The organism is Arthrobacter sp. LFS091, assembly GCF_047977885.1.
GTDB lineage: Bacteria > Actinomycetota > Actinomycetes > Actinomycetales > Micrococcaceae > Arthrobacter.
On sequence record NZ_JBFPFP010000003.1, the window covers coordinates 169412 to 196307 of the forward strand.

The 26896-nt window shown below is 62.7% G+C and carries 28 protein-coding genes, 1 tRNA gene and 1 pseudogene; 17 read left to right on the plus strand and 13 right to left on the minus strand.

What is annotated here, in order from left to right:
• The first annotated feature begins 12 nt into the window (after positions 1 to 12).
• The 5 genes from ACNQOP_RS06385 (at position 13) to ACNQOP_RS06405 (ending at position 5453) form a co-directional block, all read left to right on the plus strand.
• Positions 13 to 1515 (plus strand): bifunctional phosphatase PAP2/diacylglycerol kinase family protein, encoded by a 1503-nt coding sequence (locus tag ACNQOP_RS06385; protein WP_235518151.1) that lies wholly within the window; start codon positions 13 to 15, stop codon positions 1513 to 1515.
• A 151-nt stretch (positions 1516 to 1666) separates the two neighbouring features.
• Complete coding sequence (locus tag ACNQOP_RS06390; protein WP_235518154.1) at positions 1667 to 2611, plus strand: ABC transporter ATP-binding protein; 945 nt, start codon at positions 1667 to 1669, stop codon at positions 2609 to 2611.
• Positions 2612 to 2613: 2 nt separating this feature from the next.
• Positions 2614 to 3465: an ABC transporter permease gene (locus ACNQOP_RS06395; protein WP_416403697.1), complete on the plus strand. Its 852-nt coding sequence runs from the start codon at positions 2614 to 2616 to the stop codon at positions 3463 to 3465.
• A gap of 9 nt (positions 3466 to 3474) precedes the next feature.
• Positions 3475 to 4764 carry a sensor histidine kinase gene (locus ACNQOP_RS06400; protein ID WP_416403698.1) on the plus strand — a complete coding sequence of 430 codons (1290 nt, stop codon included), beginning with the start codon at positions 3475 to 3477 and terminating at the stop codon, positions 4762 to 4764.
• Complete coding sequence (locus tag ACNQOP_RS06405) at positions 4761 to 5453, plus strand: response regulator (protein WP_416403699.1); 693 nt, start codon at positions 4761 to 4763, stop codon at positions 5451 to 5453. Before ACNQOP_RS06400 ends, ACNQOP_RS06405 begins: the two co-directional genes overlap by 4 nt.
• Here ACNQOP_RS06405 and ACNQOP_RS06410 read toward each other — a convergent pair.
• Entirely contained in the window at positions 5447 to 6106 is a 660-nt protein-coding gene (locus ACNQOP_RS06410; protein WP_416403700.1) for an HAD hydrolase-like protein, read from the minus strand. The genes ACNQOP_RS06405 and ACNQOP_RS06410 overlap by 7 nt on opposite strands.
• A 123-nt stretch (positions 6107 to 6229) precedes the next feature.
• On the opposite strand from ACNQOP_RS06410, the gene ACNQOP_RS06415 reads away from it, so the two are divergent.
• Positions 6230 to 6679, plus strand: coding sequence for an Lrp/AsnC family transcriptional regulator (locus tag ACNQOP_RS06415; RefSeq protein ID WP_235518158.1), 450 nt, complete (start codon positions 6230 to 6232; stop codon positions 6677 to 6679).
• A gap of 1 nt (position 6680) precedes the next feature.
• Here the strand turns inward: ACNQOP_RS06415 and ACNQOP_RS06420 are convergent, their stop codons facing one another.
• The 3 genes from ACNQOP_RS06420 to ACNQOP_RS06430 are packed head-to-tail and all read right to left on the minus strand — an operon-like array spanning position 6681 to position 10535.
• On the minus strand, positions 6681 to 8069 hold the full coding sequence (locus ACNQOP_RS06420) for an aspartate ammonia-lyase (RefSeq protein ID WP_416403701.1): 1389 nt from the start codon (positions 8067 to 8069) through the stop codon (positions 6681 to 6683).
• Positions 8066 to 9496: an aldehyde dehydrogenase family protein gene (locus ACNQOP_RS06425; RefSeq protein ID WP_416403702.1), complete on the minus strand. Its 1431-nt coding sequence runs from the start codon at positions 9494 to 9496 to the stop codon at positions 8066 to 8068. Before ACNQOP_RS06425 ends, ACNQOP_RS06420 begins: the two co-directional genes overlap by 4 nt.
• Positions 9489 to 10535: a homoserine dehydrogenase gene (locus tag ACNQOP_RS06430; protein ID WP_416403703.1), complete on the minus strand. Its 1047-nt coding sequence runs from the start codon at positions 10533 to 10535 to the stop codon at positions 9489 to 9491. The genes ACNQOP_RS06425 and ACNQOP_RS06430 overlap by 8 nt, the downstream gene beginning before the upstream one ends.
• A gap of 287 nt (positions 10536 to 10822) precedes the next feature.
• Here ACNQOP_RS06430 and ACNQOP_RS06435 point away from each other — a divergent pair, with 287 nt between their 5' ends.
• The 3 genes and pseudogenes from ACNQOP_RS06435 (at position 10823) to ACNQOP_RS06445 (ending at position 14294) form a co-directional block, all read left to right on the plus strand.
• Positions 10823 to 12265 (plus strand): amino acid permease, encoded by a 1443-nt coding sequence (locus tag ACNQOP_RS06435; protein WP_416403704.1) that lies wholly within the window; start codon positions 10823 to 10825, stop codon positions 12263 to 12265.
• A 71-nt stretch (positions 12266 to 12336) separates the two neighbouring features.
• Positions 12337 to 13488, plus strand: a pseudogene (gene alr / locus ACNQOP_RS06440) (alanine racemase).
• 35 nt (positions 13489 to 13523) lie between these two features.
• The gene (locus ACNQOP_RS06445) at positions 13524 to 14294 is read left to right on the plus strand and encodes an IclR family transcriptional regulator (protein ID WP_416403705.1); all 771 of its coding nucleotides are present in this window, start codon (positions 13524 to 13526) and stop codon (positions 14292 to 14294) included.
• Here ACNQOP_RS06445 and ACNQOP_RS06450 read toward each other — a convergent pair.
• From ACNQOP_RS06450 to ACNQOP_RS06460, 3 genes are read right to left on the minus strand one after another with little or no spacing between them, the layout of a single operon-like run.
• A complete protein-coding gene (locus ACNQOP_RS06450) occupies positions 14291 to 15070 on the minus strand; it encodes an IclR family transcriptional regulator (RefSeq protein ID WP_416403706.1) in 780 nt (259 codons plus the stop codon). The two genes, ACNQOP_RS06445 and ACNQOP_RS06450, sit on opposite strands and share 4 nt — an antisense overlap.
• Positions 15071 to 15095: 25 nt before the next feature.
• A complete protein-coding gene (locus ACNQOP_RS06455) occupies positions 15096 to 15836 on the minus strand; it encodes a cyclase family protein (protein WP_416403707.1) in 741 nt (246 codons plus the stop codon).
• Positions 15833 to 16282 carry a hypothetical protein gene (locus tag ACNQOP_RS06460; protein ID WP_416403708.1) on the minus strand — a complete coding sequence of 150 codons (450 nt, stop codon included), beginning with the start codon at positions 16280 to 16282 and terminating at the stop codon, positions 15833 to 15835. The genes ACNQOP_RS06455 and ACNQOP_RS06460 overlap by 4 nt, the downstream gene beginning before the upstream one ends.
• A 176-nt stretch (positions 16283 to 16458) precedes the next feature.
• Between ACNQOP_RS06460 and ACNQOP_RS06465 the strand changes: the two genes are divergently transcribed.
• Together ACNQOP_RS06465 and ACNQOP_RS06470 are read left to right on the plus strand one after the other, a co-directional pair.
• A complete protein-coding gene (locus tag ACNQOP_RS06465; RefSeq protein ID WP_416403709.1) occupies positions 16459 to 17766 on the plus strand; it encodes a M18 family aminopeptidase in 1308 nt (435 codons plus the stop codon).
• Positions 17767 to 17991: 225 nt separating this feature from the next.
• Positions 17992 to 19407: an amino acid permease gene (locus ACNQOP_RS06470; RefSeq protein WP_257369929.1), complete on the plus strand. Its 1416-nt coding sequence runs from the start codon at positions 17992 to 17994 to the stop codon at positions 19405 to 19407.
• A gap of 84 nt (positions 19408 to 19491) precedes the next feature.
• Here ACNQOP_RS06470 and ACNQOP_RS06475 read toward each other — a convergent pair whose 3' ends face one another.
• Positions 19492 to 20151, minus strand: a complete 660-nt coding sequence (locus ACNQOP_RS06475; RefSeq protein WP_416403710.1) for a DUF1345 domain-containing protein — start codon at positions 20149 to 20151, stop codon at positions 19492 to 19494.
• Between the two features lie 157 nt (positions 20152 to 20308).
• Here ACNQOP_RS06475 and ACNQOP_RS06480 point away from each other — a divergent pair.
• Positions 20309 to 20391: transfer RNA gene (locus tag ACNQOP_RS06480), tRNA-Leu, on the plus strand.
• A 96-nt stretch (positions 20392 to 20487) separates the two neighbouring features.
• Here the strand turns inward: ACNQOP_RS06480 and ACNQOP_RS06485 are convergent.
• On the minus strand, positions 20488 to 20826 hold the full coding sequence (locus ACNQOP_RS06485) for a YnfA family protein (protein WP_284987340.1): 339 nt from the start codon (positions 20824 to 20826) through the stop codon (positions 20488 to 20490).
• Between the two features lie 230 nt (positions 20827 to 21056).
• Between ACNQOP_RS06485 and rpsF the strand changes: the two genes are divergently transcribed.
• The 4 genes from rpsF (at position 21057) to rplI (ending at position 22836) form a co-directional block, all read left to right on the plus strand.
• Positions 21057 to 21362: a 30S ribosomal protein S6 gene (gene rpsF / locus ACNQOP_RS06490; protein WP_416403711.1), complete on the plus strand. Its 306-nt coding sequence runs from the start codon at positions 21057 to 21059 to the stop codon at positions 21360 to 21362.
• 50 nt (positions 21363 to 21412) lie between these two features.
• On the plus strand, positions 21413 to 21997 hold the full coding sequence (locus ACNQOP_RS06495; protein ID WP_211710216.1) for a single-stranded DNA-binding protein: 585 nt from the start codon (positions 21413 to 21415) through the stop codon (positions 21995 to 21997).
• 128 nt (positions 21998 to 22125) lie between these two features.
• Positions 22126 to 22365 (plus strand): 30S ribosomal protein S18, encoded by a 240-nt coding sequence (gene rpsR, locus ACNQOP_RS06500; protein ID WP_003800144.1) that lies wholly within the window; start codon positions 22126 to 22128, stop codon positions 22363 to 22365.
• Between the two features lie 18 nt (positions 22366 to 22383).
• Positions 22384 to 22836: a 50S ribosomal protein L9 gene (gene rplI, locus ACNQOP_RS06505; RefSeq protein ID WP_211710215.1), complete on the plus strand. Its 453-nt coding sequence runs from the start codon at positions 22384 to 22386 to the stop codon at positions 22834 to 22836.
• A 100-nt stretch (positions 22837 to 22936) separates the two neighbouring features.
• Here rplI and ACNQOP_RS06510 read toward each other — a convergent pair whose 3' ends face one another.
• Positions 22937 to 23359, minus strand: a complete 423-nt coding sequence (locus ACNQOP_RS06510; protein ID WP_416403712.1) for a DUF1801 domain-containing protein — start codon at positions 23357 to 23359, stop codon at positions 22937 to 22939.
• 57 nt (positions 23360 to 23416) lie between these two features.
• Here ACNQOP_RS06510 and ACNQOP_RS06515 point away from each other — a divergent pair, with 57 nt between their 5' ends.
• Complete coding sequence (locus ACNQOP_RS06515; protein ID WP_257369912.1) at positions 23417 to 24268, plus strand: PhzF family phenazine biosynthesis protein; 852 nt, start codon at positions 23417 to 23419, stop codon at positions 24266 to 24268.
• A gap of 8 nt (positions 24269 to 24276) precedes the next feature.
• On the opposite strand, the gene ACNQOP_RS06520 is transcribed toward ACNQOP_RS06515, so the two are convergent.
• Genes ACNQOP_RS06520 through ACNQOP_RS06530 form a run of 3 tightly spaced genes read right to left on the minus strand, consistent with a single transcriptional unit; the run spans position 24277 to position 26738 of the window.
• Positions 24277 to 25806 (minus strand): DUF6297 family protein, encoded by a 1530-nt coding sequence (locus ACNQOP_RS06520; RefSeq protein WP_284987343.1) that lies wholly within the window; start codon positions 25804 to 25806, stop codon positions 24277 to 24279.
• Positions 25807 to 25810: 4 nt separating this feature from the next.
• The gene (locus ACNQOP_RS06525; RefSeq protein WP_284987344.1) at positions 25811 to 26488 is read right to left on the minus strand and encodes an ABC transporter ATP-binding protein; all 678 of its coding nucleotides are present in this window, start codon (positions 26486 to 26488) and stop codon (positions 25811 to 25813) included.
• A gap of 40 nt (positions 26489 to 26528) precedes the next feature.
• Entirely contained in the window at positions 26529 to 26738 is a 210-nt protein-coding gene (locus ACNQOP_RS06530; RefSeq protein ID WP_235518190.1) for a hypothetical protein, read from the minus strand.
• Between the last annotated feature and the right edge of the window lie 158 nt (positions 26739 to 26896).

Genomic DNA, 26896 nt, shown 5'->3' on the forward strand with positions numbered 1-26896 from the left:
TAGTGTGTTGGGATGCGAGGCTTCGTGGGCAAAGGCCCCAAAAAGGTGGCACTGTTGGACCGCTTCCTGGTGGGGGCTGTGTCCCGGCAACCCCAAGGCGATCACGACGTCTTCTTCCGGCGGCTCTCAGCGGCGGCGACCAAGGGCAAGCTGTGGTTTGGTATTGCGGGAGTCATGGCCGCGTTTCCCGGTAAACCACGCAGGGCAGCCCTTCATGGCGTGCTTGCCTTGGGCGTTGCTTCCGGCGTCACCAACGTGATCTTCAAGCGGCTACTCCCCCGGAGGCGCCCGCTTCCTGAGCACCTGCCGCTCTTCCGTTTTGTGAACCCGCAGCCGACCAGTTCATCGATGCCGTCCGGCCACTCCGCGTCCGCGGTAGCCTTCGCTGTCGGTGCCGGCATTGTGTCTCCTGCCATTGGACTCGGCTTGGCCCCGATCGCAGCAGGGGTGGCGTACTCCCGCGTTCACACAGGTGCCCACTGGCCCTCCGATGTGGTCCTGGGTTCCGCCTTGGGGGCAGGCGCCGCATGGGCAACCCGCAAATGGTGGCCGGCGCGGCCTGCCGAACCGACCCCCCACCGCACGCCGGTTGAGGCCCCCGCAATCAGCGACGGCGAAGGGCTCAGCATCGGGGTCAACGTCATGGGCGGTTCGTACACCCCTGAAACGGGAGAACTCCTAAGGGAAATATTCCCCAAAGCTTATATACAGGAAATTTCCGAAGGTGAGGACATAGCTGCCGAGATGGAAGCCGCGGCCACCCGGCCCGGTACCGTAGCGCTGGGTGTCTGGGGCGGAGACGGAACGGTGGGCACTGCGGCCGCTGTCGCCGTCGAGCATTCACTCCCACTCCTGGTACTCCCTGGCGGAACCCTGAACCACTTCGCCAGGGACCTCGGAACCAGCTCGATCGATGACGCCCTTGAAGCCGTGACCAAAGGGCAGGCAGCGGCCGTCGACCTGGGGCACGTGGTGGTCCAGCGCGGCTTGCCCGACACGCCGGAGACCTCCGAGGTGGCCATGCTGAACACCGCCAGCGTAGGCGTCTATCCCAACCTTGTGCGCCGCAGGGAGCGGCTCGAACCGGCCATGGGAAAGCCCTTGGCCGGTGTGGTGGCGTCACTGCGCACGTTCGGCGTGAACTCGCCAACCACCCTCACTGTGGACGGCGTGAAACACAAGCTCTGGATTCTCTACATGGGCCGGGGAAGGTTCTACCCCAGGGACCATGCACCACTTCGCAGGCCGGTTCTGGATGACGGGGTATTCGACCTGCGGATGATCACAGCGGACGAGCCCTTCGCCCGGGCGCGACTGCTGTGGGCGGTCGTGACCGGCACAGTCTCCGCCTCAAAGGTCACCCACCTCACCGAAGCCACCGAGGTCACCGTGGAAGCAATTGGACAGCCGCTGGTCCTGGCGGTTGATGGCGAACCCAAACCGGGCGTTCGCAGCGCCACGTTCAGCGTCAAGCAGCGGGAACTCCGGGTGTACTCACCGCTGCCTGCAGAGTAGCGCTGTCAGGAGTCATCCGGGAGGACTACCCTGACTGGACCCTGAATCATCCCTGAGACAGGCGATTTGCGTTCCCTCCGTGAGTAGCGTGGTGAGTACATTCAAAACTCACCTGCACACAGATGGTGTGCTCCGAGGAGGGAACGCTTCCATGATCGAAGCAAAAGGCCTGACCAAGGTCTACGGCGAGAAGACCGCCGTCGGCGGTGTCAGTTTCACTGTCCAGGCCGGACGTGTGACGGGCTTCCTGGGCCCGAACGGTGCCGGCAAGTCCACCACCATGCGCATGATCATGGGACTGGATGCTCCGACGTCGGGTTCCGTGACGGTGAACGGTGAGCCGTTCGTACAGCACAAGGCACCATTGCGCGAGATCGGTGCCCTCCTGGACGCCAAGGCAGTCCACACCAGCCGCACCGCCTACAACCACCTGCTTGCGATGGCCGCGACGCACAGCATTCCGAAAAGCCGGGTGCGCGAAGTCATCGAAATGACCGGTTTGGGTGACGTTGCCAAGAAGAAGGTCAAAGGCTTCTCGCTCGGAATGGGTCAGCGCCTCGGGATCGCCGCCGCGCTGCTGGGCGATCCGCAGACCATCATCCTGGATGAGCCGGTGAATGGCCTCGATCCTGAAGGTGTGGTCTGGGTCCGCAATCTGGTCAAGTACCTGGCCTCGGAAGGCCGCACAGTCTTCCTGTCCAGCCACCTCATGAGTGAAATGGCGCTCACGGCAGACCACCTGATCGTCATCGGCCGCGGCAAAATCATTGCCGACGCCCCCATCGCGGACATTATCTCGGGCAAGGGCCAGGTACGGACACGTGTCCGCACCGACCAGCCGGAACGGCTCATGCAGCTGCTCGCCGGAACCGGAGTCTCCGTGGAAGTCCACGAACGCGAGCTCCTGGAAGTTTCCGGCCTGGATCCCCGTGGGATCGCCCGGGCGGCCCTGGACAACCAGGTCATGGTCTATGAGCTGACCCCGCTCCAGGCGAGCCTGGAAGAGGCTTACATGGAACTGACCAAGGACGAGGTCGAATACCACTCGCACATCACCACCGGGGCCTCGGTTCCCGCTCAGGCCGGAGGGAAATAGACATGAGCACCACCACTTTGGACCGTAAGTCCATCCGCAACTCCGTGGGTCCGGGACCGGCCTTCCACCGGGTCCTGAACTCCGAATTCATCAAGTTCCGTACCCTGATGTCCACGCTGATCCTGCTGGCTTCCACCGCCGTGGTGATGGTGGGCTTCTCCGCCCTCGGCGCGTGGGGAACCGGCCAAATCACCAGGCAGGCGACGGAGGATCCCCAGGCCGCTGCAGCGATAGCCGCGCAGGGTGGGGACCTGGCTGTCACGGTACCTACGTCCGGCATCGTGTTTGCCCAGCTGATTCTTGGTTCCCTGGGCGTGCTGCTCATGAGCTCCGAATTCACCACGGGCATGGCCCGCTCCACGTTCGCTGCCGTACCCCGGCGGTTGTCGCCGTTCCTGGCAAAGCTCATTGTGGTGATGGTGAGCGCTTTCGTCCTCACCGCAGTGGCGACCTACGTTGCCGGACTTGTGGCGCTGCCCATCCTGAACAACTACGATCTCAAACTTGACCTCGGCAGCTCGCAATCGGTCAAGCTCCTGCTGGTCAACAGCATCTACGTGGCGGCCGTGGCAGCCATCGGCATGGCCCTTGGCACCCTGGTCCGGAACTCCGCCGGCGGCATCATGAGCCTGGTGGGACTGTTCTTCGTGGCGCCCATCGCCTTCCAGCTGATCCCCGGCGATTTCTTCAAAGAGGCCAGCAAGTACCTTCCCGGCAACACCATCAGCCCGCTGACCGCCGTCGAGCACGTCCCGGACACGCTTGAGGCGTGGCAGGCCGGACTGGTCCTGGGCGCTTGGGTAGTGGTGCCGGTGGCCTTGGCCATGATCCTGCTGAAGAAGCGGGACGTCTAGGCTCGATCCATGACTGAAGCTCTGCAGGCGAAGGACGCGTCGGCCACCCTGGCTGACGCGTCCTTCGCTGAAATCGCCCAGCGCCGCAGGGGCAGGCTCCGCCGGTACTTCTACAAGCACCCACTGGCGATGGATGCCGTGGTGGTGCTCTGCTACGTGTTGCTTGCCCTGCCCACCATCATCACCTCGGTCATCGACTCCAAATGGTTCGTGGTGGCGCTGCTGCTGATGATCGCCGTGGCCTTGGTCTTCAGGCGCCGTTACCCCATGCCGGTGGTAGCCGCCGTCGCGCTCCTGGAAGTTGCGGCAGCCATCGTGAACCCGTGGGGCTCGAACGTCTCGGTGGGGCTATGGTTTGCCCTTTATGCGCTGGCATCGCTCAAGCGCCGGGCGGTTGCGCTGGTGGTTTTTGCCGTTGCCAGCCTGCCGCTCAGCCTGCTTTACCTGTTCATGTGGACAAGTCCGAGCCAGATGAACACGCTGCAGGAAGTCCCCGAGAACTTCCACCTGATCAACAACATTGCCACGGCAATAACCATCATGCTCTCCAACCTCCTGGCTACCGGGATCGGCATTTCAGTGCGCCAACGCAGGGAACATGAGGGAGAGATTGCCGCCTGGGCTGCAAGGACCACCCAGCTGGGCAAAGTTACTGAACGAAACCGGATAGCGCGCGAGATGCACGACGTCGTGGCCCACTCCCTGACGGTGATGATCAGCCTGTCCGACGGCGCAGCCGTAGTGGTCAAGAAAGACCCGGAACGGGCGGGCGAAGTCCTGAACGAACTGTCGCGGACCGGTCGGGCGGCCCTGGCTGACATGCGTCGCGTGTTGGGTGTACTGCGTGACGATTCGGGACGGCCGGCGCCCCTCTCGCCACTGGAGTCGGGTCATAACCTGGCCAACCTCCTGGAGGGATTCCGGACCGCCGGGCTCCCGCTGCATTACGCGCACACGGGTCCGGGATTGCCGTCCGATCCGGCGTTCCAGATCACCGTCTACAGGATCGTGCAGGAGTCGCTCACCAACGTCCTGCGATACGGCCGCTCGCTCAGCCGGGTTGACGTGCAGGTGGCGCGCGACGGCGATTTGGTCACCATCGACGTCAACGACGACGGCCGCGGAACCCGCGACGGCGGCAGCGAACCCGCGGGCAGCCTGGGCACTGGGCAGGGAATCGCCGGAATGAATGAACGCGCCGGAATCTATGCTGGAATCGTTACTGCCGGTCCAGGAAAAAGGGGTGGCTGGGCGGTCCACGCCGAGCTCCGCTGGAACGGCGACAAGGGGGAATCATGACAGGTGACGTCATCAAAGTGCTGCTGGTGGACGATCAGCCGCTGCTGCGGATGGGCTTCCGGCTCATCCTGGAAGGCGAAGCCGACTTCACGGTAGTGGGCGAGGCTTCGGATGGCTTGGAGGCCGTCCGGCAGGTTGAGGCGCTTCAGCCCGACGTTGTGCTGATGGATGTCCGCATGCCCGCCATGGACGGGATTGAGGCGACGCGTCGCATCTCCAGTTCGGGGTCGGATGCACGGGTCATCATCCTCACCACTTTCGATCTCGACGAATACGCCTTCAGCGGCCTGCAGGCCGGGGCATCGGCATTCCTGCTCAAGGACGTGGCCCCGGCTGAGTTGGTTCACGCTGTGCGCCTCGTAGCCAGCGGCGATGCCGTGGTGGCCCCGCGGGTGACCCAGAGACTCCTGGAGACGTACGTCCGTGGAGGAGCCCTGCCCGGCCATTCAGCCAGCCCGCACCGTGACCCGCTCCTGGACGAGCTCACCCCGCGCGAAACCGAGATCCTCACTACCATCGCCGAGGGCCTGTCCAACGCGGAGATCGCCCACAAGTTCTTCCTCTCCGAGGCCACGGTCAAAACCCACGTCCGCCGGATCCTGAGCAAGCTGCAACTGCGGGATCGGGTCCAGGTCGTGGTCTATGCCTACGAAACCGGCCTTGTGGTGCCGAGCAACCCGGACTACTGACCCGTCGTCGAATGCTGCATGGTTCCTTGGAGCAACGGTATGAGCCCGCTGGGAGACGAAGCTGCAGCAATGGCGTTCGCGGATTCGTGTGGCTCACCGTAGCCCCAGAGCGCAAAAACGGTTGGCATCCCGAGTGTGGCCGCTCCCTCGACGTCGTATATGCGGTCGCCCACCATGACGGGCCGCGAGGTGTCGACGCCGCGTGAGCGGAGCCTCCGCAGCGACTCCGCGATCACAGCGTCCTTCCGAGACCGCTCCAAGGCATCCGAGGCGCCGCAGACATCCGTAAAGTAATGGTCCACACCGAAATGCCGGGTTAGTCGGATGGCTTGATCTTCCACTTTTGACGTAGCCACGGCCATCGGCATGCCCAGTGAGTGCAACTGCTGAAGGAGTCCCTCAACGCCTTCATAGAGCCGGGCCTGGAGCGCTCCGGCCTTGGCGTAGGCGACCCGATAGTGTTGCAGCGCTGCGTTCGCCCGGTCCTCGTCCAGCCCCACAACGGTCCGGAAAGAGTCGATCATGGGTGGGCCAACGAACCGGCGCAACTGGTCCGGACCCGGGACGGTTGCTCCTACGGACGCCAGCGCTTCCGCCGCACTTGTCGTGACGCCCCTGGCCGAGTCCACCAGTGTTCCATCCATGTCGAACAAGACGCATGAGTAGCGTTCCGGGAGTGGTTTGTGGTGCTCGGGACGTATCATCTTCTTCGTGGCCTTTCGGTCAAAAGACAGGAGCCTCGGGGCTCCTGGCGGGTTATTTTTTGGAAGGGATTCATGGAGCGAGCGGGCCTCGACGGCATCGATCAGAGGATCCTTTCAGAACTCACCAGGAACGCCCGCGTACCGCACGCGGAGCTGGCAGGGAAGGTCCTGCTTTCCAGGAACGCTGTCCGTCAGCGGATCGAGCGCATGGAGCGGCAGGGTTACATCCAGGGCTATACCATCGTCGCCGGAGCCGAGACCCAGGATCTTGTGTCCGCCTTCCTGATGGTTTACCGCAAGGACCGCATGCGGGGGGCCGATGTCCTGAGTGAGCTCAGGGCGATCCCCGAAGTCGTTCTCTGTGATGTCCTCAGCGGTGACTTTGATTTGATGGTTCGCGTCGAAGCCCGCTCCCACGGCAGGGTGCAGGAAATCTGGGAACAGATTTCTTCCCTCCCCGGTGTCACGGACACCGTCACGGCCATGACGTTATCGAATGTGATCCGGCGGGTGTCGCAGTAACTCAGCGTGCACGCGTGGACGCTCCCTCCAGAATCAGTGCGGCAGCGTCCCGTTCCATGAGTCCCATCGACGTGACGGCGTCGATCACCGTTACGCGTCCCGTCAGCGCCCTGTTGGCCACCTCCGCCGCGGCGGCGTAGCCCAGGGCGGGTATCAGCGCGGTGGCCAGACCCGCCGATCCCGCGGCCCGCCCGCCAAGCAGGTCCTCGTTTGCCGTGATGCCCTGGATGCAGTGGGTCCTGAGGATCCGCGCGCCGTTGGTGAGCCAGGAAAAGCCCTGCAGCAACGCGTGAGCCATGACGGGTTCAAAGGCATTTAGTTGCAATTGGCCGTTGTCCGCGGCCATGGTGACGGTGGTGTCCGCACCCGCGACAGCAAAGGCGATCTGGTTCAGGGTCTCGGGAATAACCGGATTTACCTTGCCGGGCATGATCGATGATCCAGCCTGACGGGGTGGCAGTTGGATCTCCCCGAAGCCATTTTGCGGTCCGCTGGACAGCAACCTCAGGTCGCTGCTGATTTTGGAGATCTTGATGGCGGAGCGCTTCAGCATCCCGGACACATGCATGAAAACCCCGACGTCGGATGTCGCCTCGAGCAGGTCGGCCGCCGGTACCAGGGGCAGTCCGGTAATTTCGGCGAGGGCTTCAATGGCCCGCTCCCGGTAACCGGGCTCGGCAGTAATCCCTGTGCCGATCGCGGTGGCTCCCAGACTGCATTCGAGCATGAGCGCCGCGGACTCCCGCAACCTGCATCTGTCTTCTTCAATCGTGGCGGCGAAGGCCCCAAACTCTTGACCCAACGTCATGGGGACGGCGTCCTGCAGTTGGGTGCGCCCTATTTTGGCCACGTGGGCGAATGCTGCTCCCTTCTCCCGAATGGACTCCGTCAAGTGGCCGAGTTCGTGGTCGAGCTCCTGGACGGCGGTGATCAGTGCGAGCTTGATGGCCGTGGGGTAGACATCGTTGGTTGACTGGCATTTGTTCACGTGGTCGATGGGGTGCAGATGCTGGTAGCTGCCACGGGGATGCCCCATGGTTTCCAGCGCCAGGTTTGCGATCACTTCGTTGGCGTTCATGTTGGTGCTGGTCCCCGCGCCGCCCTGGATCATGTCTACGCAGAAGTGCTGGTGGTGGTGCCCTTCTTCGATGTCCTGGCAGGCAAGGCCGATCGCGTCGGCCACGGCGGGTTCCAGCACCCCGAGGCTGGAGTTGGCGCGTGCCGCTGCCCGTTTTACCTCCGCCAGGGCTACTACCAGCCCGGGATACCGTGAGACAGGGGTCCCGCTGATGGGGAAATTGTCCAGGGCCCGGGCAGTGTGCACTCCCCACAGGGCGTCGGCGGGTATGCGCATGGACCCAAGGGAATCTGATTCGAGGCGATTCGTCATAGCCGGGCCGTGCTGTTCTTGATGCAGATGACCTTGGGCTGGGTCATTTCCTCGTAGGCGAAGTGAACGCCTTCACGGCCCAGACTTCCGTACTTGAACCCGCCAAAGGGCATGCCGTCGAAGCGGTAGTCCGACGAGTCGTTGATCATGACACCACCGGCCTGGATCTCCTTGGCTGCCTTCATCGCGTCCCCGAGGGATGCAGTGAAGATTCCGGCATGGAGACTGAACTCGATGGAGTTGGCGATCCCGATCGCTTCCTCGAGGCTGTCCACAGGGCGGAGCATCACCAGAGGGCCGAATACTTCCTCAGACCACAACCGGCTGTCTTCCGGCACCTCCTCAAGAACCGTGGGGTGGAGGATGTTCCCCGTAGCCACGTTGCCTGCCAGGACAACTGCGCCGCGCTCCAGTGCCTCGTGGACTTTCACCTGGACATCCTGCAGGGACCGTGGGGTGATCATGGGTCCCACGTCCGTCAGTTCGTCGGACGGGTCGCCAACCACCAGTTCCTTGGTCGCGGCGATGAAGAGCTCCCGGAATTCGGCGTAGACAAGCTTGTCTACCAGGATCCTCTGAACACCGACGCAGTTCTGTCCGGCGGCCCAGAACGCACCGGAAACGCAGGACGCCACCGCTTCCTGGAGGTCTGCGTCCGCCATGATGATGACCGGTGCGTTGCCGCCCAGGTCCATGGAGAGCTTCTTGAGTCCGGCTGTCGAGGCGATGGCCTCTCCGGTGGAGAAGCCGCCGGTAAATGACACCATGCGCACGTCCCGGGCAGCGATGATCTTCTGGGCAATGTCTCGGTCCCCATGAACAACTGTGAGGACTTCCTGCGGGAGTCCGGCCTCCAGGAGTGCCTCGGTGAGCAGCTGAGCCGAAAGGGGCGTAAGGGCCGAGGGCTTGAGAATAACGGAATTTCCGCCTGCGATGGCAGGCCCGATCTTGTGGGCTACAAGGTTGAGGGGGTCGTTGAAGGGCGTGATTGCAAGGATGATGCCCAACGGCTCGCGGGAGAACCAGCCGAGTCGGTCCTCCGATCCTTCGTAGGCGTCGAAAGGAACGACTTCACCGGCATTGCGGCGCGTTTCTGCCGCCGACAGCCGCAGTGTGTTGATTGCACGGAGAACCTCCTTGCGGGCCTGCCTTATGGTCTTGCCGGCCTCAGCGACGATGGTTTCGGCAAAGAGCTCCCGACGGTCTTCCACCAGGTTGGCGGCCCGGTCGAGTATTTTTCCGCGCGCGTCCCGGGACAGTTCCGCTGCCACTTTGGCACCCGCACGGGCAGCGTCCAGGACACTGTCGACGGCGGTGGCATCGGTCAGCGGAACGGCGCCAACAACGCGCTGGTCGTAGGGGCTGGTGACATTCTGGAACATCGGCAGGGCTGATGCCTCAACGGTGCTGGGTGCGGACTTAGGCATGGGAGAGAACCTCCGAGGTGTGGTGCATGGCGATGATGTCAGAGAGCAAGGCGTAGGCAGTTTCGACGCGTCCGGCCCCGGGCCCGGAAACCATCACAGGGCCCAAAAGATCGGTGTTGAACGAAACCGCGTTGGTGGCGCCGGAGATTCCGGCAAGTTCATGGGCCAAGGGCACAGCAACGGCCTTCACGCCGGCTGTCACTGCCCCGTTCGCGGACCTCTTCGCGGAGCCGATGAGCTTCCAGCGGAGTCCCTGGCTGGCAGCATGTTCAATGTCATCGCGGCTAAGGGAGGAGATGCCCTCGCAGGAGACGTCCTGCAAGGTTATGTCTGCCCCGAGCAGTTGGTTGGCCAGGATGAGCACTTTGAGCCGGACGTCGTAGCCCTCGATGTCTGCCGCAGGGTTGGCTTCTGCGTACCCCAGATCCTGGGCTTCCCGAATAGCGGCATCCAGGTCCAGGCCTGATTCCATGCGACCGAGCACGTAGTTGCTGGTTCCGTTCAGGATTCCTTCGAAGCCGTCTACCTTCAAGCCGGCAAACATCTTCTTGGCGAGGCGGATGACAGGGGTGCCACTCATGACTGCGCCTTCGAATTCGAAGTGGACCCCATTGCTGGCGGCCAGCGCAGCAAGTTCAGGGCCTCGGAGTGCGACGGGTCCCTTGTTGGTTGTGCAGACGCTTTTGCCTGATTCCAGGGCCCAGCGGACGTGCGAAACGGCGGGTTCGCCGTCGTCGGGATTTGTGAAGGTGGCTTCGCAGACGATATCTGCCGTGCAGGAACGGATCACGGCTTCGTTGTTGGTGTCCCGGGAGCCGCCGTGGTCTGCAAACGTTTCGTTGGCGCCAAGGTTGAGTGCCATCTCAATGTCGATGCCTTCGGCCTGGACCAGGGAGCCGAGCCGGAGATCGGTGATGGCCACAACCCTGAGGCCGAATCCCAGCTCCGAGCGGAGGGCATCTCCGCGGGTGGCGATGATTTCGGCGAGGGTCCGGTTGACGCCGCCAAAGCCGATCAGCGCGAGGTCGTAGGTTTTCATGGTGCTCCTCAGGTAGGTGGAGGGGTGATGCTTCCATCCTGCGGGCCCCTGATGTCCGTCCAGCCATGCTGAATCGCCCTAAAGAATGGGCAATCTGACCATTTGACTGCCGATCTGACTGCGGCCTCTGCCGGGAGCTATGTGCGCTATACGCATTAACAAATGTTTTTAATGACCACTCAGCGGGATTCTGTGTTACCTTCATCACTACAAACGCCATCCCGGCACCCCGACCCCGGACTTCAGGGCGTACCGTTCGCATCCGACTCATATCCCGGAGACACCACATGGAATCTTCAGCACCCGTGCAACTTGACCATCAACCTGAGGCGGTCGACGCTCCGGCCGAAACCGGACTGCGCCGATCGATGGGGCCACGACACCTCATCATGATCGCGATGGGAGGTGTCATTGGATCCGGTTTGTTCCTGAGCTCCGGCTACACGATCTCCCAGGCCGGTCCCCTCGGGGCTGTCATCGCCTACTTGGTGGGTGCATTCGTGGTCTACCTCGTGATGGCATGCCTTGGCGAGTTGGCCATCGCCTACCCCGTCTCAGGTGCCTTCCACATTTACGCATCCCGATCCATCGGCCCAGCCACCGGATTTGCCACGGCTTGGCTCTACTGGCTCTGCTGGGCAGTGGCCATCGGCTCCGAATTCACGGCATCAGGGCTCCTCATGCAGCGCTGGTTTCCGGACGTCGAGGTGTGGGTGTGGTGCCTTGTCTTCGCGGCCATCCTGTTCGGATTCAATGCCGTATCTTCCAAGTTCTTCGGGGAATCCGAGTTCTGGTTCGCCATCATCAAAGTGGGCGCGATCATTGCCCTGATCGTGTTGGGTGGCGCAGCCCTTTTTGGATTCCATCCCCTCTCCGATTCCGGCAACCATCCCTTCCTGCTTGAGAACTTCAACACCTCCGGTGGATTGTTCCCCAACGGCTTTACCGGAGTCCTGGTGACAGCCCTGGCGGTCTTCTACGCCTTCTCCGGATCTGAACTCATTGGCGTGGCGGCCGGGGAGACAACTGATCCCGCGCGGAACATTCCCAAGGCCATGCGCAGCACCGTCGTCCGGCTGCTGATCTTCTTTGTTGGTGCCATCGCGGTCATTGCCGCAACCGTCCCGTTTGACCAGGTGGGACTGGACGAGAGCCCCTTCGTGACAGTGTTCTCGTCCGTTGGAATTCCCTACGCCGCTGACATCATGAACTTCGTCATTATCACGGCCCTGCTGTCGGCCGGGAACAGCGGATTATTCTCCTGTGCCCGGATGCTCTACTCCTTGGCAGACGAGGGACATGCGCCGAAGGCCTTGAAAAGGCTCACCCGCCGGGGCATACCGCTTGTAGCTCTCTCGGTCAGCATGGTTGGCGGCCTTGCATCGCTGATCAGCAGCGTGGTTGCACCGGAAACCGTGTACCTCGCCTTGGTCTCCGTGGCCGGTTTCGCGGTCGTCGGTGTGTGGATGTCCATCACTGCGTCCCACTTCTTCCACCGCCGGGCCTTTGTGCGCAACGGCGGAAGCGTGAAGGACCTTGCTTACAAAGCGCCCCTCTTCCCATTGGTCCCGATCCTGGCCTTCGCGCTCTGCTTGTTTTCGCTGGTGGGCATTGCGTTTGACCCACAGCAGGTCGCCGCCCTGTACTTTGGTGTTCCTTTTGTCGGGGCTTGCTACGCCTACTTCCACTTCCGGTACCGCCGCCCGGCGAAGTCCAGTCCGGCGTCGTGAATCCACATCCACTGAGCCTTGCGGCTGGGTCCTTGGCCCGGCCGCAAGGTGCTGATTCGGGGGAATTGACGATGCAGGTCGTGAACCACCGGCCAAGGATCGAAAACCTTGCCAGCTGGCTCGAAATCAACGGCAACGCCTTCGAGTCCAATGTCCGGACAGTGCTGGGAATCCTGCAGGACCGGGCCATGCTCTGCGCCGTGCTCAAGTCCGATGCGTACGGCCACGGGGCCGGCCTCCTGATTCCTTTCCTGGTGCGCCTGGGCGTGCCGTACATCGGTGTGGGCTCGAATTCCGAAGCAGAGGCGGCTCGCGCCAATGGCTACACAGGGAGGTTGTTGCGGGTCCGCGCTGCTGCGCCCCAGGAAATAGCCGCGGCCATGGCCCATGATGTGGAAGAACTTGTGGCGGATCCTCAGAGTGCTTGGGAAATGAGCCGGATTGCCGCCGAGACCGGACGGAAGATCAGGATCCACCTGGACATCAACTCCTCCGGCATGAGCAGGCACAGCCTGGACGTATCGTCGCCGCTGGGCCGGGCAAGTGCCGTGGCAGTAGTTGGCCATCCGCAGCTGGAGCTCGCTGGGATCATGACGCATTTCCCCTTGGACGATGTTGAACACATTGAGCAAGGGCTTTCGCGCTTCAAGGCCGAGGCCATGTCCGTTTTGCGATTGGCAAAGGTGCCCCGCAGCCAGGTTCTGCTCCATGCAGCAAATTCGTTTGCCACGCTGAATGCGCCGGCAACCTGGCTGGACATGGTGCGGACAGGGGCCGTTCTATACGGCGATTCGGACCCAAGCCACCCGGGTTTCCGGCGCTGCCTGGCCTTCAAGGCGCGGATCGGATCCGTAAACCATTATCCGGCGGGAAGCAGGGTGGGCTACGGCCACACTCATACCCTGCAAACGGATTCAAAGCTGGCCACCGTCACGGCGGGGTAGGGCGACGGATACCGGCGTGCACTTGGCGTGGGCGGATCCGTTGTGGTGCGGAGCCAGCGGGTGCCGGTTGTTGATGCGATCTCCATGAATTCCATGGTGATCGACGTCTCCGCAGTGCCGGAGGCGCGGCCAGGTGACGAGGTGGTGCTGTTCGGCAGCCAGGATGGCGTGGAAATTTCCGCAGGGGAACTGGAGTCGGCAAATCGCGGGATACTCGCGGACCTGTACACGGTGTGGGCGAAGGACTCCCGAATCCTTGTGGCAGACACGCCCATGTGAGAATGGCGTGAGCGCGTGGTGGAAGGAGTGGATTTGTGGATACGTCACCCGAAGCGTCCTCTTTGGCCCAAGGCCTTCGCCTCGTGCGCCTGATCACGGACCGCGAAAAGCAGGGCCGTCAGCTTTTGGGTGTCTCCCAACTGGCCGCCGAATTGGACATGGAGCAAAGCAGGGTCTCCCGCTTGGCCCAGGAGTTGTGTGATCTGGGCTTGTTGGAACGGGTGGACAGGGGCCCCTTCCGCACAGGTTCGGGCTTCCTGGGCCTGGCAGCTTCGCTCAACAGTGGCTGGGTGCAGAAGTCACGGGCAAAGCTGGAGGAGCTGGTGTCCGCCTTTGGCTTGCGATCGCGGCTCTCCGTCCGCGACGGCGTCAGGGTCCTCCTCTTGCGTGCATCCACGAACAACTCATTCCCGGGCGGCTACGCAAAGCCGGGTATGGTGACGCCCGTCTGGTGCACGGGAGCGGGCAGGGCCTTGCTGTGGGATCACTCGCCCAATGAGCTGGAATCACTTCTCCGCGACGTGAATTTCATCGGTGTGGGCGGTCCCGCGGCGGCACATTCCGCGCCGGAAGTCCGTGACCTCATGGACCGTGACAAGTCCCGCGGATTTGTTGTCGCCGCCGAGGAATTCGAGCATGACGTGTGGGAATTGGCCGTACCGGTCCGGGCCGACGACGGGAACATCGTCGCCGCCCTCAGCGTCCTGGGCAACCGTTCCAGTATCGAGAAGGCGGCGCCGGAGATCGCCGGGGTGCTCCATGAAACATCCCAAGGACTTGGTGCCCACGGCACGGTACTGACCTAGGGCCGGTGTGGAGACGCGGCCCGGCCACCCACCATTGCTTCCAGCCACTCGCACCATGAGCGGAGTGCCATGGCGTGGCTTTCACGTTGCGGCTCAACCCTCGTCCTGGGGCCAACGATCTGGAGCGCGGCAACGATCTCATTCTTGAAATCGCGGACTGGCGCGGCCAGTGAATAGAGTCCGGGTTCGGCCTCTTCATCAACGATCGAGTACCCGCGTGCCCGGGCTTGGTTGAGCCGGTCCAGGAAGTCGTCCACGGATGAGGGCGTGTTGGGTCCGTGCTTGACGAATTCCACGGTCTTGAAAAGCGTCCGGACTTCCTCATCCGGCGCATCCCAAAGGAGCGCCTGGCCGGCGTCACTGCAGTAGGCCGGATAGGGCCGGCCCAGCCAGGAACCTACCAGGTTGGCGCTGGCAGGTACCTGCTCACCGATGGTGACCGTACTGTTTCCGCTCAGCACGCCCAGGAAGCAGGCTTCGTTGGTTTCGGCGGCCAATCCTTCCAGCGCGGTGAGTCCGTCGGTCTTCAGCCGTTGCTCGGTGACCAGTTGGGCGTCGGCCAGGACTGACCAGTCCAAGCGGTATTCCCTGTTGTCGGTGCGGGCAAGGAAACCCTCCTGCAAAGCCCCCTTGAGGCTTCTGGAAACCTGGCTGCGGTCCTTCTCCAGGTGGGCCGCGACGTCGGCAACCGTACCGCCGTCGTGCCCTTGCGCGTGGCGCGCCCCTACCGCGAGGATTGCCATCATCCCGCGGCCCATGCTGGAGGTCTTTGACATGGAACGATTCTAGCGACCCGCAGCCCTAGTGAATGGCGAAGACCCTTGCCGGGAAGCCGCTCCCGCCCAGGGGTTTGGCCCAGCTTGCCACCAGGACGCCACCGGATTCGGGCAGGCCGTCAAGATGCGCCAGGAGTTCGATCTGCCATTTGTCCTGTGCAAGGACGTAGGTTTCCAGGCTGAAGTCCTGCCGGGACGTGGCCATGCCAGGGTCCGTGTCGGTCTGTTCGTGTCCAACCGCAGCCACTCCCCGCTCTTCGATCAGGCACTGGAGGACCTCTTGCGACCACCCGGGAGTATGGCTCGTTCCGGATTCGTCCTTGTTGGCCATGGCCTCAGGGTCGGGCCACCGTTGGCTCCATCCTGTGCGGAGGGCGACGAACGAACCAGCGGGAATGGTGCCGTATCGTGATTCCCAATCCTTGATGTCGCCCAGTGTGGGCGTGGCATCAGGGCCCCTGCGCACGCGGTGGCTGATGTCCAGGACAACCAGCGGAAGCACCATCTGGTCCACGGGTATCTGGTCCAGGGTCCGGCCACCACGCACAAAATGCGATGGCGGATCCACGTGGGTACCCCATTGGCCCACTATTGAGTAGCGGTGGGCCGTGAAGCCGTCGCCCTTCTCCATATCGAAGAGCGCCTCGCGGGATTCATCCGGGAAAGCAGCAAACCGGGGCTGGCCGGGATGGAACGCGTGGGTGAGGTCCGTGAACGTTCGGTCGCGGAGCAGCGGCGCGAGTTCCTGCCAGAGTCCTGTGGTCATGACGCCACCCGGCTTTCGCCTACGGGGGTCAGGGCGCTGCTGGAGACGTTCAGGGGTCCGGACACTTCGATCACCGGGACCTCCCAGGGGTGGATGTCCACAATCCGTTGGACCAGGCGGTGGACAGCGTCTTCATCCAGGCAATCATCAAAGTAGGAGGTGAAGACGAAGGTCGGCGAGATGGTCCGTTGGCCCACACTGCCCAGCGTGGGGTTTGCCCCTTCCGCAACGGTGAAACCTTCGTAACCCGCGGAGGACTCGAAGACGTGGTGGTAGTTTCCGAACCCGCCCAGCTCGGGGCACTCCGTAAGCTCCTGCAGGAGGGATGAGATGCCGCTGTCCGCTTCCAAGGCGGCGAGGTTGCCTCCGGCCAGTTGGGTCATGGTTTCGACCGGGATGGGCCAGTGGATGCGGAGCTTTCGCACCGGTTTCAATTGGATCTTCATGGGAGGAGCCTTCCGTGGGTGTGCCTTCTGAGAGCCATAGTGGCACAACGTGACGTTCATTACAAGCATATGAATTTGCTTATATTGCACACACCTCGATTCGGGGCTCAAGGAGGGGTCACATCCCCCGCACAGCCGCCCAAGCCGTCGTCCCAAGCGGGGCTAGACTCGGGGGCATGCCTTCGAATGCCTCAGCCGCAGTTGACCACATCAAGGACCTTGGCGCTTACGTTTCGGCGTCCCCCTCGAGCTTCCACGCCGTGCACGAGGCCGCACGGCGGCTGGACGATGCCGGCTTTACTTCCCTGGACGAACTGCAACCGTGGGAGGGGGGCGCTGGCAGGTTCTACGTCATCCGGGATGGTGCACTCATCGCGTGGGTGACCCCCGAAAACGCAAGCCCCACCACCGGATTCAACATCCTGGGTGCACACACCGACTCGCCTTCCTTCAAACTCAAGCCAAAGCCCACTACGGGAAAATACGGATGGCTCCAGGCCGGCGTCGAGGTTTATGGCGGACCGCTCCTGAACTCCTGGCTGGACCGGGAATTGCAGCTCGCGGGCCGTTTGGTCCTGCACGATGGCACGCAGCACCTGACCGCCACGGGACCCCTTCTGCGCTTCCCGCAATTGGCCATTCACCTGGACCGTGGGGTCAACGACAACGGCCTGCACCTGTCCAAGCAGCAACACATGAATCCCGTCTTTGGACAAGGAGACCCTGCAGGCGAGGATCTCCTGGCACTGCTGGCCGAACGCGTCGAGGGCGCCACTGTTGATGCCGCGGACATCGGCGGATACGACGTCGTGGTGGCAGACACGCAAGCCCCTGCGGTCTTTGGGGCCAAGAATGAGTTCTTTGCGTCAGGGCGGATGGACAACCTTTCCTCCACACACGCTGGCCTGGTGGCCTTGATGGGGCATGCTGCAGCCACCCCGAGTGACGGCCCGATTGCCGTCCTTGCAGCCTTTGACCATGAAGAGATCGGGTCCAACTCCCGCTCAGGTGCCTGCGGGCCGTTGCTGGAGGACATCCTGGTGCGCATCTCCGACGGTCTTGGCGCTTCGGTGAGCCAGCGGCGACAGGCGCTGGCGGCGTCGTTCTGCGTTTCCGCGGATGCGGGCCACGCCGTCCACCCGAACTACGCGGAAAAGCACGATCCCGCCAACAAGCCGGTACTCAACGGCGGTCCTTTGTTGAAGATCAACGCCAACCAGCGTTACGCCACGGATGCCACCGGCGCCGCCCTGTGGGCCCGTCTGTGCAAGGAATCCAACGTGCCGTACCAGGAATACGTGTCAAACAACGATCTGCCCTGCGGTTCCACCATCGGTCCGCTGACCGCTACCCGACTCGGCATCAGGACTGTGGACGTGGGCATTCCGCTGCTCTCCATGCACTCGGCGCGGGAGCTCTGCGGCGTGGAAGATCCCAAGAGCCTCGCGGCAGTTTCGCAATTGTTCTTTGGGGCCACCCTCTAAGCTAAAGCCTCAAGCACTCATTTCAAGGGTGTTGCGGATGTTTCCTGCAGGAAACTTTGGTTGCCTAAAGGTTTACATTTTGTGCGTCTCTCTGTTTTCGGGAAGCCTAAAATGTTCGGTTGCACAGGAAAGTCGTCGGTGTAGCGGGTTAACGTGATTGAGTCATGTGGCCCGTGGCACACCCACAGTGGCCAACCTCCAAGACCTGAAGGACGGCGCCGATCCATGCACGCTGACCAACAACTATCGAAGTCCCTGAAGCCCCGACACCTCTCCATGATCGCCATCGCCGGCGTCATCGGAGCCGGTTTGTTCGTCGGCTCCGGCGCTGCCATCCAACAGGCCGGCCCGGGCATCCTCGTGGCGTACCTGGCCGCAGGCCTGGTGGTCATCCTCGTCATGCGCATGCTCGGTGAAATGGCTGCGGCGAACCCGGAAACAGGCTCGTTTTCCACATACGCCGACAAGGCCCTTGGCCGCTGGGCGGGCTTCAGTATTGGCTGGCTCTATGCGTGGTTCTGGATCATTGTGCTCGGTATCGAAGCGACGGCGGGTGCCGCCATCATGCACCGCTGGGTTCCCGGCGTCGATCAGTGGGTCTGGGCGTTGGTCCTCATGGTCCTGCTGACACTGACCAACCTCGGTTCGGTGAAGTCCTACGGTGAGTTCGAATTCTGGTTCGCTTCCATCAAGGTCGCAGCCATTGTCATCTTCCTGCTGGCGGGCATCGCCGCGATCCTTGGGCTGATGCCGGGCGTGTCCGCACCGGGCGTGAGCAACCTCCTGGACCAGGGTGGATTCATGCCCAACGGCCCCGGCGCCGTACTGGCGGGCATCCTCGTGGTGGTCTTCTCCTTCTTCGGCGCGGAAATCGCCACGATCGCCGCTGGTGAATCCGAGAACCCCGTGGACGCCGTCAAAAAGGCCGTGAAGTCCACCGTATGGCGCATCCTGATCTTCTACATCGGTTCCATCGCCATAGTGGTCACCCTCCTGCCCTGGAATGACGCCTCCGTTGCCAAGAGCCCCTACGTTGCAGTCATAGAGCTGTACGGAATTCCGGGCGCCGGCACCATCATGGACATCGTTGTCCTCACGTCCGTGCTCTCCTGCTTGAACTCCGGCCTTTACACGGCAAGCCGCATGCTGTTCTCACTCTCACAGCGGGGCGATGCCCCCAAGTCCTGGATGAAGATCTCCAAGCGGGGTGTTCCGGCCGCAGCAGTGCTGGCATCCACCGTGGTCGGCTTCATCACCGTGGGCCTGAACTACATCGCTCCTGACACCGTGTTCCTGTTCCTGGTGAACACCTCCGGTGCCATCGCCCTGTTCGTATGGCTGGTCATTTCGGTGTCGCAGCTGATCCTTCGGCGCCGCATGGGCGCTGCCGCGAAGGACCTGGAACTCAAAATGTGGTTCTTCCCCTACCTCACCTGGATTGCCATTGGTGCCATCGTGGCCCTCGTCATCGGCATGGTCATCATCGAATCCACGCGTGAGTCGCTGTTCCTCTCGCTGGGGCTGGCCGCGGTAGTCGTTGCCATCGGCGTGTGGCGGTACCGCAAGCGTGGGGCCGCCGGCCTCGAGGCGACCACCACCGAAGCCGAGCGCGCAGACATCGGTTCCGGGCCGGCGTCGTAACAGTCTTTCCGCAGTGGGGCAGCCACCGTCAGCATTCGACGGCGGCTGCCCCACTTTGTGGTTAACGGAGGCCTGGGTGGCCGTCTACTGGGCCAGCCCGATAACCAGGTTGATGGTTGCGGCCAGGATGACAGTGCCGAACAGGTACGACAACAAGCTGTGTTTCAACGCCTCGACGCGGATCCGGTGGTTGCCCAGGTTGGTGTCGGACACCTGGTAGGTCATGCCCAAGCTGGTGGCGAGGTAGGCAAAATCCGTGTACTGGGGTGGCCTGTCCTGGTTAAAGCCGATGCCACCCACCGCACCTCCGGCATCAGGTTTGGGGCTGTAGTAGAGCTCGGCATAGCGCAGGGTGAAAAGAGTCTGGACGAGCATCCAGGAGAAGGCGACGCAGGCCAAGGCAAGCGCACCGGAGCCCAGTCTGCTGCTGTCGGACTCAGCGTGTGAATTGACGATTACGGCCGCAGCAGCCGCGATGCTGGCAAGGTTCGCCACCAGGATCAGCAGGTCGGTGACGCCGCGGGACGGGTCTTCATTGGTGGCGTGCCGGCGGGTGTCGTCGGGATCCATGCGGCCGATCACCAGCCACACCCATGCGACGTAGATGAACGCGGCCGTGGCCCATCCGACTGCAGGGGCGTCCACCCAATTCCCAGCGATACCCGTGGCAATAACAGCTGCCGCTCCAGCGATGATCATGACGAGGAAGCGCAACCTGCTGCGTCTGACTCTGACGTTGCTCATTTGCCCACCATAGTTAGCCGCTGCGGACCCCCGCGCGAACCACGCCCGACCGGATGCCATCAAACGAGCAGGAATCCACGTATTGGCGTTCCTCGTGTTAGTGTCTTTGTCGCTGTCGAGGAGAAAAACGAAACACTGTTTTCCTCCTGATCACCTTGCGCGGGTGGCGGAATGGCAGACGCGCTAGCTTGAGGTGCTAGTCCTCGAAAGGGGGTGGGGGTTCAAGTCCCCCTCCGCGCACAATGAACCCCCGGTCTTCGGACCGGGGGTTTTGTCATTCCATGCCGCGGCATGCGCGTGGGCGCGCGCCTCTATGCGCCGCGCGCCTCGATGCGCCTAGGCGCCGGAGCGGGGTGCGAACATGATCACGCCCACCCCCACAAGGCAGACCGCGGCTCCTATGATGTCCCAGCGGTCGGGGCGGAAGCCGTCAACCAGCATGCCCCATGCCAACGAGCCGATGATGAAGACGCCGCCGTACGCGGCAAGGACACGGCCGAAGTGGGCGTCCGGCTGGAAGGCTGCGAAGAATCCGTAGATTCCCAGCGCGATGATCCCCAGCCCGCCCCACCACCAGGCCCGTCCTTCACGAACGGCCTGCCAGATCAGCCAGGCTCCGCCGATCTCTGCGACAGCGGCCAAAACGAACAGAACAATCGGCTTCAGGACGGTCATGGATCCAGTATTCACTGCATGGCCACCGGTGTTATCCACATAGGACAGCTTCCCGGTTTCCGCCGAGGATCCGGCCGAATAGCTTTGAGTGCAGGAGATGCACTAAGATGTTGAAGTCTGTGTTAGGCCCTCCCGCGGAATTTTCGGTGGGGAGCTGGCACGGCATCGCAAATGAACCTCCTGTTACGGAAATACCGTAACCGCTTAGCCCAAAGGAGGTGGGTTCACATATGCGTCCTTACGAATTGATGGTAATCATCGACCCCGAGGTCGAAGAACGTACCGTAGAGTCGTCGCTTCAGAAGTTCCTCAATGTCATCACCACCGATGGTGGAACCATCGAAAAGGTAGACATCTGGGGCCGTCGCCGTCTGGCGTACGACATCAAGAAGAAGTCCGAAGGTATCTACGTCGTGGTGAACTTCACCGCTGCTCCGGCTACCGCCAAGGAACTTGATCGCCAGCTGTCTCTCAACGAGACGATCATGCGCACCAAGATCATCCGCCCTGAAGACCAGAAGGTTGTTGCTGAGTAATCAGCCCCTTTCAGATCTTTACCCCGCAGGAACGAACAAGGAGGCAGTAGATGGCAGGCGAAACCACTATTACGGTCATCGGTAATCTCACCAATGACCCCGAGCTGCGGTTCACCCCGTCTGGCTCAGCAGTAGCGAACTTCACCATCGCTTCTACTCCCCGGACCTTTGACCGCCAGTCCAATGAGTGGAAGGACGGGGAAACCCTGTTCCTCCGCGCATCGGTATGGCGCGAAGCAGCCGAGAACGTGGCCGAATCCCTGACAAAGGGTATGCGCGTCATCGTTTCCGGCCGTTTGAAGAGCCGTTCCTACGAAACCAAAGAAGGCGAGAAGCGCACCGTTATCGAGCTTGAGGTCGACGAAATCGGCCCCAGCCTGCGTTACGCCAACGCCAAAGTCAACCGTACCCAGCGCTCCGGCGGTGGCCAGGGCGGCTTCGGTGGCGGTAACGCCGGTAATTCCGGTGGCTTTGGAGGTGGCGCTCCTGGTGGAAACCAGGGCGGCGGCAACTCCGGTGGAAACTGGGGTGGCAACAACCAGCCCGCACAGCAGGATGATCCCTGGGCCACGCCCGGGGTCAGCAATGCCGGCGGCGGTTGGGGCAACGGCCCGGATTCCGAACCTCCCTTCTAAACAACACATAAACGTCCGACGCCGGTCGCTCACCGGGACTGCCGAAAGGCACCTTGGCGATCACCGCCGTCGAACACCACCATCCCGTGGATCAATATCCACGGGCTCCATAGAAAAGGAGCTCCACGATGGCTAAGGCTGAACTCCGTAAGCCCAAACCAAAGTCCAACCCCTTGAAGGCCGCTGACATCACTGTCATCGACTACAAGGACGTAGCACTGCTGCGCAAGTTCATCTCCGACCGCGGAAAGATCCGCGCTCGTCGCGTCACTGGCGTTACCGTTCAGGAACAGCGCAAGATCGCCCAGGCAATCAAGAACGCCCGCGAAGTTGCTCTGCTGCCTTACTCCGGCGCTGGCCGCGGCTAAGGGAAGGGATTAACTAACATGGCAAAGCTCATTCTGACCCACGAAGTAACCGGTCTCGGTGCTGCTGGCGACGTTGTCGAGGTCAAGGACGGTTACGCACGTAACTTCCTGCTGCCCCGCGGCTTCGCTCTGACCTGGTCCAAGGGTGGCGAGAAGCAGGTTGAGTCCATCAAGGCTGCACGCGCTGCTCGTGCGCACGCTTCCGTTGAAGCTGCACAGGCCCAGGCTCAGGCACTGTCCTCCAAGAAGGTCAAGCTCGAGGTGAAGGCCGGCGAGTCCGGTCGTCTCTTCGGCACCGTCAAGCCTGCTGATGTCGCTGCTGCTGTTGAGGCCGCTGGCCTCGGCTCCATCGACAAGCGCAACGTTGAACTGCCGAACCACATCAAGTCTGTCGGTTCGTACCAGGCCAACGTTCGCCTGCACGAGGACGTTTCCGCTGTCATCGACCTCGAGGTCGTAGCCAGCAAGTAGTCCCTGACTACAAAGAAGGCCCCCACTTCCGGTTTCCGGTGGTGGGGGCTTTTCTGTGCCCTTATATCTCGGCGGGGTGGCGGGGCAGGGGCGCGGGATGTCAGGGGGTGTGCAGTTCGCTCATGACGTGCTGGTAGCCGGCGTGGACCAGTTCTGACAGGACGCTCCGGTCCACGTCGTCCAGTTTGTTGATGTAGACACAGTCAGTGCTTGTTTTGTATTTCCCAAGTTTCGGCAACAGATCCTCCGCCTCGGGGCTGCCGGTAAGTCCGTACACCACCAGGTTCGCCTTGCGGGGAGAAAAGCCGACGGCGGCGGCGTCTCCTTCGCGGCCACTGCTGTATCTGTAGTGGTAGCTCCCAAATCCTACGATCGTTAGCCCCCACATCACCGCTTCCTGGCCGGTGGCCTGGCGCATCATGTCCAGCAGTTCCAAGCCGTCTTTCCGCCGTTGGGGATGTTCCACCGCTGCCAGGAAGTTTTCCACGGAGACGTCCGTGGGCTGTGTCTTGTTCTCTGCCATGCCGCAGTCTCCCAGACCATGCGTGGACCGGCCACCACCCGGTGGTAGCCTGCATCAGTGACTTCCGGCGCCCCCCGTAACAGACCATTCCACCAAGTAGACGTTTTCTCCGACCGTCCTTACCTCGGCAACCCCCTCGCCGTCGTCGTGGATGCGGAAGGGCTCAGCGGCGAGACCATGCAGCACTTCGCCAACTGGACCAACCTTTCCGAGACCACGTTCCTCCTGCCGCCCAGCGACCCCGCTGCCGACTACAAGGTTCGGATCTTCACAGCCAGCGAGGAGTTCCCCTTTGCCGGGCACCCCACCCTGGGATCCGCGCACACCTGGCTCCAAGCCGGGGGAGTGCCCAAGACGGATGGCGTGGTGGTGCAGGAGTGCGGGGCAGGGTTGGTCCGGGTGAAGCACGACGCCGGACGGTTGGCTTTTGCTGCGCCGCCGCTGACGCGCTCCGGGCCGGTTTCGGACGAGGTACGCGCGCAGCTCGCAGCCGGTTTGCGGCTTCCTGAGGAAGCGCTGCTGGATACGTCGTGGCTGGTCAACGGTCCGGCGTGGATCGGCGTGCTCCTGGAATCGGCCGGGCAGGTGTTGGGCATCGAGCCCGACCTCGCAGCAATGGGTGATTTGAAGGTGGGCGTGATCGGCCCGCACGAGGCGGGTTCCGACGTCGATTTTGAAGTCCGGACTTTCATTGCCCACGACGCGATGACCGAAGACCCGGTGACGGGCAGTTTTAATGCGGGCGCAGCCCAATGGTTGATAGGCAGCGGGCGCGCACCGGACGAGTACACAGCGGCTCAGGGCACGGCGTTGGGCCGCGCTGGACGCGTCCACGTCAAGGCTGAAGACGGCGAAATTTGGGTTGGCGGGGCCTCAGCTACTTGCATCCAAGGGACCGTGCTCTTGTAATGCGTCGTTTACGAGTGCTTAGGGCGGGATAGCGCAACCACCAAGACTATGCCCGCACTGAACACCAGCTGCGCACCAGCCACGAGTGACGGTACGTATCCAAGGTACAAAGCCACCATGAGCGGAATCATGGCCAGGATGGTCACGTCCAGTCCCCGGAGCAGGGATCCCAGCTGGGCGCGGGGGACCGGACCAAAGGGGGTCTCCACCGGTGGCGCGGACCAGTCCGGCTGTGTGCGGATCGCCGCCCGGATACTGCCGGCGCCCATGCCGATTCCTGCCATGGCACCCACTGCAATCAATGCTGGAGTGGAGGCGCCCAGGAAGACCAGGACGACGCTCAGGAGGCCCATCCAGGCGGCCATGGCCAAGCACGGCATGAGCATCCGACTGATTCGTACCAGGGCCGGGTGGAGAGGCAACAGCGCGTCGATTTCGGGAAGCATGGCCGTCTTGCGCGCCACCGTCCCCATGCCCGAAGCCGTGGCGCAGCCGGCGATGACCAGCACTGCCAGTTGAACGAACCCGGGCAGCCCGCCTTCCACCAGGAGCAACGCAACGCTGCCTGCAAACCACATGACCGGCGGGACCAGTGGCGGGTTCAGCCTGAGGAAGGCGACAACATCGGCTCGGATCAATGCCCCGAGCGGGCCACGCGGCGGGCGGGTATAGAACCTGGCCGCACGGCCGCCGTCGACCTTCTTCCGCCCGGCGCCGAGGGCACGGAGTACCTCATTGGAATCCATCATGAACAACGATGCGCCGGCGTGGCCGGCGACGGCACCGCCCCGCACCAGCTCCTCACCGGCCACCCTGCCGGCGCGCGGCCCCACCACGACGACGAGTCCGACGGCGACGACGGCGGCTAACGCTGCCGGCCATGGTGAGGCCGATATCAACGTGGCGGCCGAGCAGGCCGCAAGTAGCACCGCTGCCACTATCCGGCCGGTCCAGCGACCCAGCAAACCGAGCTGCTTAACGGCGGCCATGACCACGGCGATAACGGCTGCTGCTCCGAAAGTTAGCGCAGAGCAAAGATGCTCCAGGGGGTTCCGGTCCGCGGCTGTCACCATGCTGAAGGGTACGTAGGCGATCACGGAACCGGCGGCGGCAAGGGCAGTCTTGCGGAGGAATGGAGGCAGGACCATGGGGCGGCGGTCCAGGGGGAGGGGAAGCCACCAAGAGCTCTCTGGTCCGTTGACTGCCAATGGGCCAAGCTTCCCGGCGAGGTTGCCCACAGCGAGGAGGACAACGAAGGTCAGGCATGTCCACAGGACAGGTTCCGGCAGGACGAGCCAATGTTCCCGGACGATGCTGCCCGAGGTCGAGGCCCTGCCGGCAATTTCGTTGCGCAGCGCCAGGACAAACGAGGCCGCAATAGTCAGGGAAACACCTATGCCCAGGCCCCAGCTGTAGGCGTCAACGAAGCGGTCACCCCACGAGGATCGACTGCGCCGGTAGCGTCGGGCGGACCGGCGGGTGAACCGCACGATCTCGGCCGAGAGTATCCGGCCCTGCCGGGAGACGTCAGTACTCATCGCGTCAGGATCCGGAAATGACCGAAGCGCCGTGCTCAGGATCGAGTTCCCGGACCTCATCACCAATAACCAGGCAGGTGGAAGCAATGGCGAGCAGCAGTTGCGGATCATGGGTGACAAGGACCACAGCTCCACCCTGATCGGCGTGTTCCGCGATGCGCGCACCCACGGCGACGCGCATCTGGGGATCGAGCCGCTGTTCGGGCTCGTCCAGGATCAGGAGGGACGACGGGCGGATCAAACCGGCAGCCAGGAGCAGTCGCCGTCGCTGGCCCGATGACAAGGCGTCGGGTATCGCGTGGGCCCTTCCCAGGAGGCCGAAGAACTCCAGTTCCTCGTCAACCCTGGTCTCGGGGTTCTCCAGCGAATGCCCGCGGGCGATCAGGAGCAGGTGCTCCCGGACTGTGAGGGAGGGAAAGAAGAGGTCGTCATCGAAGACGGCCGCGACCTGGCGGCGGAACGGAACGGCGTCCGGATCAATCAGGAGGCCATTGACCTTGACGTCCCCTGCAAGCGGAGACTGCCGACCGGCGATGGTCCGTGCCACGGTCGACTTCCCTGCGCCGTTGACGCCTACGATTCCCAGTACTTCTCCGGCCGCCACAGAGGCCGATACCTCGCCACATACAGGATCGCCGGCATAGCCCACACTCAGGCTTTCAACCTCAAGAACCGTCCCCATGGTGTAACCCTACCGGGGGTGTTTGGTCCCGGTTGCCAGGTCACAGAACTGGTCGGGCCTCGAGGTCTTCCATGGCCCAGGCAAGAATCTTCAAGTCGAACGGATCGCGCTCTTCGATTCCGAACAGGTAGGCGTCAAAGTCCCACTGTTTGGCATTTCCACCATTGGCCCAGTACCAGGCCCATAAATCCTCAAGGGCGATTTCATGATCCAGGACAAGCGATCTCGCTGTTTCCCGTGAGTCTTGCATTCGAGCCCCCCACCGCTGACACAGCACCGGACTGCGTCAGGCTGATTGTCGTGTACCCCGGCTTCTACGGCACGTTTCATGCTTTCACGTTCACGCTCCATCCGGAACCCCATCACGTTTGCGAATACTATGGGAGCTTCGAGGAAAACAGCCGCCAG

Coding starts and splice junctions, on each gene's coding strand:
- ACNQOP_RS06460 (WP_416403708.1), bottom strand. CDS start 16,282: ATGAAGATCCAATTGAAACCGGTGCGAAAGCTCCGCATCCACTGGCCC.
- ACNQOP_RS06470 (WP_257369929.1), top strand. CDS start 17,992: ATGCACGCTGACCAACAACTATCGAAGTCCCTGAAGCCCCGACACCTC.
- ACNQOP_RS06485 (WP_284987340.1), bottom strand. CDS start 20,826: ATGACCGTCCTGAAGCCGATTGTTCTGTTCGTTTTGGCCGCTGTCGCA.
- ACNQOP_RS06385 (WP_235518151.1), top strand. CDS start 13: ATGCGAGGCTTCGTGGGCAAAGGCCCCAAAAAGGTGGCACTGTTGGAC.
- ACNQOP_RS06435 (WP_416403704.1), top strand. CDS start 10,823: ATGGAATCTTCAGCACCCGTGCAACTTGACCATCAACCTGAGGCGGTC.
- ACNQOP_RS06525 (WP_284987344.1), bottom strand. CDS start 26,488: ATGGGGACGGTTCTTGAGGTTGAAAGCCTGAGTGTGGGCTATGCCGGC.
- ACNQOP_RS06510 (WP_416403712.1), bottom strand. CDS start 23,359: ATGGCAGAGAACAAGACACAGCCCACGGACGTCTCCGTGGAAAACTTC.
- ACNQOP_RS06395 (WP_416403697.1), top strand. CDS start 2,614: ATGAGCACCACCACTTTGGACCGTAAGTCCATCCGCAACTCCGTGGGT.
- ACNQOP_RS06475 (WP_416403710.1), bottom strand. CDS start 20,151: ATGAGCAACGTCAGAGTCAGACGCAGCAGGTTGCGCTTCCTCGTCATG.
- ACNQOP_RS06390 (WP_235518154.1), top strand. CDS start 1,667: ATGATCGAAGCAAAAGGCCTGACCAAGGTCTACGGCGAGAAGACCGCC.
- ACNQOP_RS06495 (WP_211710216.1), top strand. CDS start 21,413: ATGGCAGGCGAAACCACTATTACGGTCATCGGTAATCTCACCAATGAC.
- rplI (WP_211710215.1), top strand. CDS start 22,384: ATGGCAAAGCTCATTCTGACCCACGAAGTAACCGGTCTCGGTGCTGCT.
- ACNQOP_RS06465 (WP_416403709.1), top strand. CDS start 16,459: ATGCCTTCGAATGCCTCAGCCGCAGTTGACCACATCAAGGACCTTGGC.
- ACNQOP_RS06520 (WP_284987343.1), bottom strand. CDS start 25,806: ATGAGTACTGACGTCTCCCGGCAGGGCCGGATACTCTCGGCCGAGATC.
- ACNQOP_RS06415 (WP_235518158.1), top strand. CDS start 6,230: ATGGAGCGAGCGGGCCTCGACGGCATCGATCAGAGGATCCTTTCAGAA.
- rpsF (WP_416403711.1), top strand. CDS start 21,057: ATGCGTCCTTACGAATTGATGGTAATCATCGACCCCGAGGTCGAAGAA.
- ACNQOP_RS06530 (WP_235518190.1), bottom strand. CDS start 26,738: ATGCAAGACTCACGGGAAACAGCGAGATCGCTTGTCCTGGATCATGAA.
- ACNQOP_RS06455 (WP_416403707.1), bottom strand. CDS start 15,836: ATGACCACAGGACTCTGGCAGGAACTCGCGCCGCTGCTCCGCGACCGA.
- ACNQOP_RS06430 (WP_416403703.1), bottom strand. CDS start 10,535: ATGAAAACCTACGACCTCGCGCTGATCGGCTTTGGCGGCGTCAACCGG.
- rpsR (WP_003800144.1), top strand. CDS start 22,126: ATGGCTAAGGCTGAACTCCGTAAGCCCAAACCAAAGTCCAACCCCTTG.
- ACNQOP_RS06420 (WP_416403701.1), bottom strand. CDS start 8,069: ATGACGAATCGCCTCGAATCAGATTCCCTTGGGTCCATGCGCATACCC.
- ACNQOP_RS06425 (WP_416403702.1), bottom strand. CDS start 9,496: ATGCCTAAGTCCGCACCCAGCACCGTTGAGGCATCAGCCCTGCCGATG.
- ACNQOP_RS06400 (WP_416403698.1), top strand. CDS start 3,475: ATGACTGAAGCTCTGCAGGCGAAGGACGCGTCGGCCACCCTGGCTGAC.
- ACNQOP_RS06405 (WP_416403699.1), top strand. CDS start 4,761: ATGACAGGTGACGTCATCAAAGTGCTGCTGGTGGACGATCAGCCGCTG.
- ACNQOP_RS06450 (WP_416403706.1), bottom strand. CDS start 15,070: ATGTCAAAGACCTCCAGCATGGGCCGCGGGATGATGGCAATCCTCGCG.